Raw genomic sequence first — 9,192 nt, 5'->3', positions numbered from 1 at the left:
GAGGCTGAGGGATGGCCTTCAGCTGGAGTCAGCGGACCCCGGCGGCCGCCAGGTCAGTGGTGTCCGCGGCGGCCGAAGCACCTGCCGCGACATCCGCCAGCCGGAGCCAGGTGTCCACCACGGTGTCCGGGTTCAGCGAGACGGACTCGATGCCCTCCTGGACCAGCCACTCGGCGAGGTCCGGATGGTCGCTGGGGCCCTGCCCGCAGATGCCCACGTACTTGCCGCGCTCCCGGCAGGCCCTGATGGCCATCCGGAGGAGCTTCTTGACCGCAGGATCGCGTTCATCGAAGCCGCCGGACACGATGGCGGAGTCCCGGTCCAGTCCGAGGGCCAGCTGCGTCATGTCATTGGAGCCGATGGAGAAGCCGTCAAAGAACTCGAGGAACTCGTCGGCGAGCAGCGCGTTGGAGGGCAACTCGCACATCATGATCACCTCCAGGCCGTTCTCGCCGCGGCGCAGCCCGTTCTCGGCCAGCAGCTCAATGACGCCGCGGGCCTCCTCCAGGGTGCGCACGAACGGGATCATCAGCTTGACATTGGTCAGGCCCATCTCGTTGCGGACGAAGGACAGGGCCTCGCACTCGAGGTCGAAGCAGTCACGGAAGGACGGCTCCAGGTAGCGTGAAGCGCCGCGGAAGCCGAGCATCGGGTTCTCTTCGTGCGGCTCGTACGCCGGTCCGCCCAGGAGGTTGGCGTACTCGTTGGACTTGAAGTCGGACATGCGCACGATCACCGGCTCGGGCGCGAACGCGGCAGCGATGGTGGACACCCCTTCGGCCAGGCGCTTGACGTAGTACTCCCGCGGGCTGCTGTACGCGGCGATCCGCTCCCGGATTTCAGCCGCCACCTCCGCCGGCTGGCTGTCCAGGTTCAGGAGGGCCTTGGGGTGGATGCCGATCTGGCGGTTGATGATGAACTCAAGCCGGGCCAGGCCCACGCCATGGTTGGGCAGCTGGGCGAACGTGAACGCCTGCTCGGGGGTGCCGACGTTCATCATGACCTTCACCGGGGCCTCGGGCATCTTGGTGATCCCGGTTTCCTCCACGGTGAAGTCCAGCAGGCCTGCGTAGATGACGCCGGTCTCGCCGTCGGCGCAGGAGACGGTGACTTCCTGCCCGTCGGAGAGGGAGTCGGTGGCGTGGCCGGTTCCCACGACGGCGGGGATCCCCAGTTCGCGGGCGATGATGGCCGCGTGGCAGGTCCGTCCGCCGCGGTTGGTGACGATCGCGGAGGCACGCTTCATGATCGGTTCCCAGTCGGGATCGGTCATGTCGGCCACCAGCACGTCGCCGGTCTGGAACGCCGCCATCTGGTCGATCGCGGTGAGGATGCGGACGCTGCCGGCACCGATCCGCTGGCCGATCGCGCGGCCCTCGGCCAGCACGGGGCCGGTTTCGTTGAGGCGGAAGCGGCTCTGGCTGCCGGGGGCGCGGCGGGACTGCACGGTTTCCGGACGCGCCTGCAGGATGTACAGGCCGCCGTCGATCCCGTCCTTGCCCCACTCGATGTCCATGGGACGGCCGTAGTGCTTTTCGATGGCCACGGCGTGCCGTGCGAGCTGCTCGACGTCCTCGTCGCTGAGGCTGAAGCGGTTCCGCAGGGACGCCTCGACCGGCACGAAGTCGATGGTGCGGCCGATTTCCTGGCTTGCCGTGTAGGTCATCTGCAGGGCCTTCTCGCCCAGTCCGCGCTTGAGGATGGCGGGCCGGCCGGCCTGCAGCGCCGGCTTGTAGACGTAGAACTCATCCGGGTTCACCGCGCCCTGGACCACGGCCTCGCCGAGGCCGTAGGAGGAGGTGACGAACACGGCGTCCTGGAAGCCGGACTCGGTGTCCATGGTGAACATGACGCCGGAGGCCCCGACGTCGGAGCGCACCATCCGCTGGATGCCTGCCGAGAGCGCGACGTCGGCGTGCTCGAACTTGTGGTGCACGCGGTAGGCGATGGCGCGGTCGTTGTAGAGCGACGCAAAGACGTCCTTGATGGCGGCGAGGATGTTCTCGACGCCGCGGACGTTCAGGAAGGTTTCCTGCTGGCCGGCGAAGGACGCGTCGGGGAGGTCTTCCGCCGTCGCACTGGACCGTACAGCCCAGGAGAGGTCATCGGAGCCGCCGTGCTTTTCCACCAGTTCCCGGTAGGCGCTGCGCAGCTGCTGTTCGAAGTCCGGCAGGAACGGCGTCTGGCGCACCAGGGACCGGATCTCCTGCCCGGCGGCGGCCAGGGCGGTCACGTCATCGGTGTCCAGGCCCACCAGCCGGTCGGCGATCTGCTGGTCCAGGCCGGAGTCCGCCAGGAAACGGCGGTAGGCATCGGCAGTGGTGGCGAAACCGTCCGGGACCTGCACGCCGGCGGAGGTCAGGTTCTGCACCATCTCCCCCAGGGAGGCGTTCTTGCCGCCCACCCGGTCCAGGTCTTTGAGCCCAAGTTCCGAGAACCACAGGATGTCCGTTGTCATTATTTACTGCTCCTTCGCAGAGTGTGGCGTGCAGGGGCGTGCCCGGGGCGGTAACCGGCTTGGGCACAAATCTCCTCCACAGTGGCAGGCCTTGGAGAGGTGCGCCACATGATGTACGCCACACTTGGCTTGTGAAAACCTTCCCTAATGCTTCAGGTTCATCTTCTGCAGGATGGTGGCCGCCATCTCCTCGACCGAAACGCTGGCCGAGTTGAGGTACGGAATCCCGTGGAATTCGTACAAACGCTCCGCGCTGCGCAGCTCAAAACCGCACTGCCGCAGGGAGGCGTAGGGCGAGCCGCGGCGCCGTTCGGTGCGGACCTGGCTGAGGCGCAGGGCGTTGGTGGTCAGGCCGAAACATTTCGACACGAAGGGCTTCAGGGACCCGGGGAGCCCTTCCCGTTCAAAGTCCTCGTCCACCAGCGGAAAGTTCGCCGCGAAGATTCCGTGCTGCAGTGCCAGGTACATGGTGGTGGGCGTCTTGCCGCAGCGGGACGGGGCCACCAGGATGACCTGGGCCTTCTCCAGCGCGCGCAGGCTCTGGCCGTCGTCGTGCTCCATGGCATATTCGACGGCGGCCATCCGGGACTGGTACCGCGCTGCGTTCCCCAGGCCGTGCGCCCGCCCGGGTTCGCCGCTGGCGTGGCTGCCCAGGGCGTGCTCCAGCTGCCCCACATGCGTCCCGATCAGGTCCACCACGATGCCCTTGCACCCGGACAGGGTCTGGCGGATATCGCTGCTGACCGCCGTCGAGAAAACGATGGGGGCCGGCCCGGCCTCGGCGATGCCGTCGATGGTCCTGACCACGGACCGGGCCTGGTCCACGGTGGTGATGAAGGGGATGGTGATCCGGTCGAAGTTGTTCCCGGGGAATTGGGTCAGCAAGGTGTTGCCGAGCGTTTCCGCCGTGATGCCGGTGCTGTCCGAGAGGAAATACACCGGCCGGAGATCGTCATTAACCATGGCACGACCTTAGCGGGCGCGGCCGCCTGTCCACGCCCCGTTCACCGGCCACCACATTTCGATAGTGTCAGTCCATGGACAGCGACACCGCGGTCAACTTCCTGTTGGTGCTCTTCTTCGTGCTGCTGGGCGGGATCTTCGCCGGCACGGAGATGGCGCTGGTTTCCCTCCGGGAGAGCCAGGTCCGCCGGATGGAAAAGGCCGGAAAACGCGGCGCCCAGGTGGCCGCCCTCGCCGGGAATCCCAACCGCTTCCTCTCCACCATCCAGATCGGCGTGACCCTCTCCGGATTCTTCTCCGCCGCGTACGGCGCCTCCACCATCGCCCCCGACGTCGAACCCCTCCTCGAGGGCCTTGGCCTCGGCGCCGCGGCCCAATCCGTGGCCTTCATCGGCATGACGCTGCTGGTCGCCTACCTCTCCCTGGTGCTGGGCGAACTGGTACCCAAGCGCCTGGCCATGCAGAGCGCCGTCGGCTTCGCAAAGGTCCTGGCCCCGCCCCTGCTGTTCCTCTCGGAACTGATGCGCCCCGCGGTCTGGCTGCTGTCCGTCTCCACCGACGCCGTGGTCCGGCTGTTCGGCGGCGACCCGAAGGCCAAGCAGGAAAGCGTCACGGCCGAGGAACTCCATGACATGGTCTCGGGGAGCGAGGCGCTGGAAGAAAGCCACCGGAACATCCTCACGGACGTCTTCGGGGCCGCGGACCGCACCCTGCAGGAGGTGATGCGCCCCCGCCCCGACGTCGCCTTCATCAGCGGCGGCCTCACCGTCGGCGAGGCCCGCAGCATCGTCCAGAACGGCCCCTACTCCCGCTTCCCCGTGACCGGCGGCAGCCCGGATGACGTCCTGGGCTTCATCCACATCCGCGACCTCATGCCCGTCGACGCTGTGTCCGACGAACGGCCGGTGCGGGACATCGTTCGCGAAATCCTCGCGCTGCCCGGAACGAACAAGGTGCTGCCTTCGCTGTCCCGGATGCGCCGGCTGGGCCAGCAGATTGCCTTGGTGGTGGACGAATACGGCGGGACGGACGGCATCGTCACCCTGGAGGACCTCGTGGAGGAACTGGTGGGCGAAATTTACGACGAGTTCGACGCCGGCGCCGACCCCGAGGACCGGGTCACCGTCGCCCACGGGGAGGTCGACGTCGACGGCGGGCTCATCATCCAGGAGTTCACGTCAGCGTCCGGGCTGGCTTTGCCCGAGGGGCATTACGAGACGGTGGCAGGGTTCGTCATCGACCGGCTGGGCCGGCTGCCCCGGGTTGGGGACCGGGTGGAAGTGGACGGGCACGCGCTGACGGTCACCGCGATGGACCGGCTGCGCATCGCCCGGATCCGCGTGACACGCGTGCAGGCCGAGCCCGGGGAACCCTGAAAAGTTACTCCTCAACACGCCTGATTGAGTGCCGCCACCGCCGCTTCCTCCATCTCGTACGACTCCCATTCGCCGAGACCAACCGGATGGGGCATCGGGGCGCGGGCCACGGCCATAGCAATCTGCCGCGAGCCGTCGGCGCTGATCAGCGCCAGCGCCGCGTAGCCCCGCACCACTCCCACATGCCCGTAATAGTCGTTGTTGGAGCAGGAATCGTAATGCCGCACCACACCGAGGCCATAGGTCTGGAACTTGGGGTGGTGCATCTCCGCCACGCTTTGAGCGGTCAGCAACGCCCCTTTCTGCAGGGCCGCGAAGTAGGTGTTGAGTTCAGGAACGGTGGAGATCACTCCGCTATCGGGTGAACCACTGTGGATCGGGGCCAGGGCGTTGTCCTCCAGTTCGCCGCTTGCCGTATTGGTGTAGCCGTGGATCATCTGCCGCGGCCCCGGCTCGTCACCGGCCAGCAGGGTGTCCTGCAGCCCGAGCGGTTCCACGTTGTCGGCGCGGATTACCGCGGAGAGGTTCTGTCCCCGCAGCTTCTCGAGGAGCAGGGCCAGCACCGAATAGTTGGTGGTGGAGAAACTGAACAGGCTGCCTGAGCCGCCGGTCCACGGCAGGGCTGCGGCGTAGGAAATCCGCTCCTCGTGGGTGGAGCGCCTATTCCCTACCTCCACCAGGCTCACCCGGTAGTCCGGCATCCCGGAGCGGTGGCTGAGCAGGCTGCCGATGGTGATGGGACCGGGCGGCTTGATGATGCTTTCGAAGTCCGGGAGGTGCTTTTGGACGGGGTCATCCAGCTGGATTTTCCCTTCCTCCACGAGCTTCATGACGGACACCGCCACCATGGTCATGGTGATATCCCCGGCATGCGTCTGGTCCGTCAGCTGCACGGGTTCGTTGGTCTCGAGGCTCCGGACGCCGTCTGCCGAGGACCAGCCGCCCACGCGGGACTTCACCTCAATCACGACGGCGGTAGCTCCCCCGGCCAACATGTCCGCGCTGTACTTTTCCAGGGCGGCGGCGTACGCCGGAACAGGTGGGGCGGTGGCGGTGATGGCCGCCGTCGGACTTTGCGCGTCCGGTGGCTCCGGCGCACCGGTGCAGCCTGCGACGGCGGGAATCACCAGGGCGGCAACGGCCGCGGCAACGCTGCGGAACAGGGTGGAACGTCCTGCCTGCATCTCAATCCCCTTAGGAGACGCCGGCCGCAGCTGGACTCCGGGGAGACCGCCAGTTGCACCGGCCCTTTGATGTTAACCTCCGCTCCAACTTTTGGCATCAAACGCGCCACCTGTCCTCCCTAGCGTGGACGGGTCGCCGGGCATCAGCCGGCCCCGTCATTACTGGAGGAAACCACCCATGCGCACAGTCCTGACTGCCGCGGCCGCCGCCGCCCTGATCGCCGCCATGGCGAGCCCCGCCGTCGCCGCCCCGGAGACGCAGGCCGGCACGCCGTCGTCGAACGCTGCCGGAACTGCCACGTCCGCGCTCACGGTGAACGAGCGCAACGGCTCGTTCGACCTGCAGAGCCACCGCGGCGGCCGCGGCGAATGGACCGAGGAGTCCCTTGCCGCGTTCACGAACTCCCTGGCGCTGGGCGTGACCACCCTGGAGCTGGACACGCATCTGACCCAGGACGGCAAGGTGATCGTGTGGCACGACGACACCATCCAGGCCGCCAAGTGCGCCGACACCGCACCCGCCACCGCCGGCGATCCCGAATTCCCGTACGTCGGCGACCGCGTGGCCGAACTGTCCCTCGCGCAGGTCAAGACGCTCAACTGCGGCTACGCCCAGCTGGCGGGCTACCCGGAGCAGGACGTCATCGAGGGCAACCGGATCGCCGAGCTGAAGGACGTCTACCAGCTGGTCCGCGACACGAACGCCGCCAAGGTCCGTTTCAATGTGGAGACCAAGGTGGAAAGCAGCCAGATCGGCGGCGCCGGCATGGAGTCCCTCACCCGCGCGGTGGTGGCCGACATCCAGGCCTCGGGCATGGCGGACCGCACCACCCTGCAGTCCTTCGACTGGTCCTCGCTGAACCTCACCAAGGAGCTCGCCCCCGAGCTGCCGCTGGTGGCGCTCTCCAGCGGCGACACCTGGATGGGCGTCGGCCGGCCCGGCGCCAGCCCCAACCTGGGCGGCATCGACATCGACGACTACGACGGTTCCCTGCCCAAGGCGGCGGCTGCCCAGGGGTACGACGTCGTCTCCCCCACGTTCCGCTCCGTCACCGCGGAAATGATCGCCGAAGCCCACAGCCTTGGACTGCCCGTCATTCCGTGGACTGTGAACACCACCGCCGACATGGAGCGCCTGATGGACCTGGGCGTGGACGGCATCATCACCGACTACCCCACCCGCCTGCGCACCCTCATGGAGGAGCGCGGCCTGAAGCTGCCGAAGGCGTACGAGGTGAAGGGCTAAGCCCTGCACTGACGGGGGCGGGGCCCGGTGGCAGCTCCTTTGAGCTGGTGCCGGGCCTTCATCGTTTATGGGTCCACCATTTACCGGTCCAGCTTCACCGCCGTGAACAGTATTGCTGAGTCCTCCTCGGCTTCCAGGCTGTGCATGCCGTCCGGGACGATCAGCAGGTCGCCTGCCTTGCCCTGCCAGGCTTCCGCGCCCGCCTTCAGCCAGACGGAGCCCTTGATGACGAAGACCGTGGCCTCGCCGGGGTTCAGGTGTTCGCTGAGTTGGGTGCCGGCGCGGAAAGCCATCACCGTCTGACGCAGCCTTTTTTCGTGGCCGCCGAACACGGTGTCCGAGGCGCGGCCGCTGGATCCGGACACTGCTGCTTGGAGTTGCTGACGGGCCAGGGCATCAATCGACATCTTCTGCATGAGGACACCGTACCCATTAGGCACGCCAGGATGCCGCCGATCTTGATCGCTGCCCTACCCAGCGTCTCCGGCTGCGCCGCCCAGGTGTTTCCTACCTAACGATGAACAATCGATTTCTTAACCAGAAGGCGGTTCAGGCTGCGGTGCCCTGGAGGCGCGACCGGAGGGTCGGGACGCCCGGGCCGTTGAGCTGGTCAAGGTAGGTTTCGCGGCCAGCCATGCCCATCACCACAGCGAGGGTGGATCCGGTGACCAGATGCCCGGTGCCCGCAGCGAACGGCCCGTCATCGGCCCGCAGCCGCAGGCCGGCCACGTGGGTGCGGCTGGCAACGGTGACGTCGTGCCGGGCGAAGAATTCGGCCACGGGTGTCAGCGCCTCGATGCTCGGTGTGCGGGGAAGCCCAAGGGGCTGGCGGATGTCTTGGGCGTGCACGACGACCTCGCCAAGGTAGGCCGGGGTGTGTCCTGAGGGTGCCGTGGTACTCCTGGCGACGGCGCGGAAACGGTCGAGTGTCTCTTTGGGATTCTTGCCGCGCTGCTCGGCCAGCCGGCGCTGGTTGTGCACATCGGGACGGAAACGCGCGCCGAGCATGCTGCGCAGCCACTGCCACTGGTTCAGGCTGGCCGCGGCGGTAAGGTGAGCGACGACCTGCTCGACGTTCCACTGCCCGCACAAAGTGGGGTGCTGCCATTGCTCTGCGCTGAGGTTCGACAGGTCCTGCGCCAGAGCGGTGCGCTCGGCGTGTGCCAGCGCCCACAGGTCGTCGTTCTGCCATCTCGTCATATCGCTTCGGGCGCCTCTCCTCGTTGACGCGGTTCATCCATAGCCGAGATGGCTACGAAGCGGGAGGCTCCGCTGCCTTTGAAGCTCCCCCGGTCCACGCGACGCCCGGAAACCGCGAGCAGCAGATCAAGCGGATCGGCCTCGACCTCGTCTCCCTGGCCCCAGAACGCCCCGGTCGTCCGGTCGATCAGGCGAAGTCCTGCGACCCGCTCGCGTCCTCCGCCGAAGGAGACGGGGGTGCGCAGCTGGTAGGTGAGGGCCTGAACGACCGCAGGTTCCGGGTAACTTCCGGCGATGCCCAAGGGCCGGCGGATGTCCTCGCCGTGCACGATGGCCTCCACGAGGCGTGTTGCGAGGTTCGCCGGCGGCGTCCGCGTGAGGTCCGCAGCTTCCCTGAACGCGTTAATCGTGTCCCGCGGATCCTGCCGCTTCTCTCTAGCAATACCGTTCTCGTTCGCGCGATCGAAGTCCATGCGTGCCGTCAGCAGGTCTCGGACGAAGGCGAGCCGGCCGGTTCGTGCCGTGTCCACCAGGTGCGCAAGGACATCGTGGACATCCCACCCGGGGCAGAGGGAGGGGAAGCGCCATTGTTCGTCATGCAGGTCGGAGAGATCCGCGGCGAGCCGTCGCCTCTCACAATGAACGGTCTGCCAGACCGCTTCTGCTGCCCTGCGCATGCGGTTCCTTCCCGGTGATGTCTCGGTAACCAACACTATGAGTGCTGGTCTAGACACTACTGCCATGCCCGGCCATACGTGGCGGTCG

General features: G+C 67.2%; 8 protein-coding genes. 2 read left to right on the top strand and 6 right to left on the bottom strand.

The annotated features are described in order from the left end of the window. Window positions 1–28: 28 nt before the first annotated feature. Both ppsA and P2Q66_RS08570 read right to left on the bottom strand, forming a co-directional pair. The gene (ppsA, locus tag P2Q66_RS08575; RefSeq protein ID WP_275727246.1) at window positions 29–2,458 is read right to left on the bottom strand and encodes a phosphoenolpyruvate synthase; all 2,430 of its coding nucleotides are present in this window, start codon (window positions 2,456–2,458) and stop codon (window positions 29–31) included. Between the two features lie 144 nt (window positions 2,459–2,602). After that, a complete protein-coding gene (locus P2Q66_RS08570; protein ID WP_275727243.1) occupies window positions 2,603–3,421 on the bottom strand; it encodes a pyruvate, water dikinase regulatory protein in 819 nt (272 codons plus the stop codon). Between the two features lie 74 nt (window positions 3,422–3,495). Here P2Q66_RS08570 and P2Q66_RS08565 point away from each other — a divergent pair, with 74 nt between their 5' ends. Then, entirely contained in the window at window positions 3,496–4,797 is a 1,302-nt protein-coding gene (locus P2Q66_RS08565) for a hemolysin family protein (RefSeq protein ID WP_275727241.1), read from the top strand. Between the two features lie 11 nt (window positions 4,798–4,808). Here P2Q66_RS08565 and P2Q66_RS08560 read toward each other — a convergent pair whose 3' ends face one another. Further along, complete coding sequence (locus P2Q66_RS08560; protein ID WP_275727240.1) at window positions 4,809–5,981, bottom strand: serine hydrolase domain-containing protein; 1,173 nt, start codon at window positions 5,979–5,981, stop codon at window positions 4,809–4,811. Between the two features lie 178 nt (window positions 5,982–6,159). Between P2Q66_RS08560 and P2Q66_RS08555 the strand changes: the two genes are divergently transcribed. Further along, a complete protein-coding gene (locus P2Q66_RS08555) occupies window positions 6,160–7,227 on the top strand; it encodes a glycerophosphodiester phosphodiesterase family protein (RefSeq protein WP_275727239.1) in 1,068 nt (355 codons plus the stop codon). An 80-nt stretch (window positions 7,228–7,307) separates the two neighbouring features. Here P2Q66_RS08555 and P2Q66_RS08550 read toward each other — a convergent pair whose 3' ends face one another. The 3 genes from P2Q66_RS08550 to P2Q66_RS08540 form a co-directional block, all read right to left on the bottom strand. Beyond that, window positions 7,308–7,643 (bottom strand): cupin domain-containing protein, encoded by a 336-nt coding sequence (locus P2Q66_RS08550; RefSeq protein WP_079598497.1) that lies wholly within the window; start codon window positions 7,641–7,643, stop codon window positions 7,308–7,310. A 133-nt stretch (window positions 7,644–7,776) separates the two neighbouring features. After that, window positions 7,777–8,427 (bottom strand): maleylpyruvate isomerase family mycothiol-dependent enzyme, encoded by a 651-nt coding sequence (locus tag P2Q66_RS08545; RefSeq protein WP_275727237.1) that lies wholly within the window; start codon window positions 8,425–8,427, stop codon window positions 7,777–7,779. After that, window positions 8,424–9,192 (bottom strand): maleylpyruvate isomerase family mycothiol-dependent enzyme (locus P2Q66_RS08540; protein WP_345795624.1); only part of this gene is annotated, 769 nt, incomplete at its 5' end. The genes P2Q66_RS08545 and P2Q66_RS08540, both read right to left, overlap by 4 nt.

This window comes from Arthrobacter sp. Cr_A7, assembly GCF_029222765.1.
Taxonomy (GTDB): Bacteria; Actinomycetota; Actinomycetes; order Actinomycetales; family Micrococcaceae; genus Arthrobacter.
Note: the sequence above shows the minus strand (reverse complement) of the source record. Positions and strands in the feature narration are given on the sequence as shown.

Bases quoted from the DNA above. Each gene is read 5' to 3' on its own strand.
- ppsA (WP_275727246.1), bottom strand. From the start codon at position 2,458: ATGACAACGGACATCCTGTGGTTCTCGGAACTTGGGCTCAAAGACCTG.
- P2Q66_RS08570 (WP_275727243.1), bottom strand. From the start codon at position 3,421: ATGGTTAATGACGATCTCCGGCCGGTGTATTTCCTCTCGGACAGCACC.
- P2Q66_RS08565 (WP_275727241.1), top strand. From the start codon at position 3,496: ATGGACAGCGACACCGCGGTCAACTTCCTGTTGGTGCTCTTCTTCGTG.
- P2Q66_RS08560 (WP_275727240.1), bottom strand. From the start codon at position 5,981: ATGCAGGCAGGACGTTCCACCCTGTTCCGCAGCGTTGCCGCGGCCGTT.
- P2Q66_RS08555 (WP_275727239.1), top strand. From the start codon at position 6,160: ATGCGCACAGTCCTGACTGCCGCGGCCGCCGCCGCCCTGATCGCCGCC.
- P2Q66_RS08550 (WP_079598497.1), bottom strand. From the start codon at position 7,643: ATGCAGAAGATGTCGATTGATGCCCTGGCCCGTCAGCAACTCCAAGCA.
- P2Q66_RS08545 (WP_275727237.1), bottom strand. From the start codon at position 8,427: ATGACGAGATGGCAGAACGACGACCTGTGGGCGCTGGCACACGCCGAG.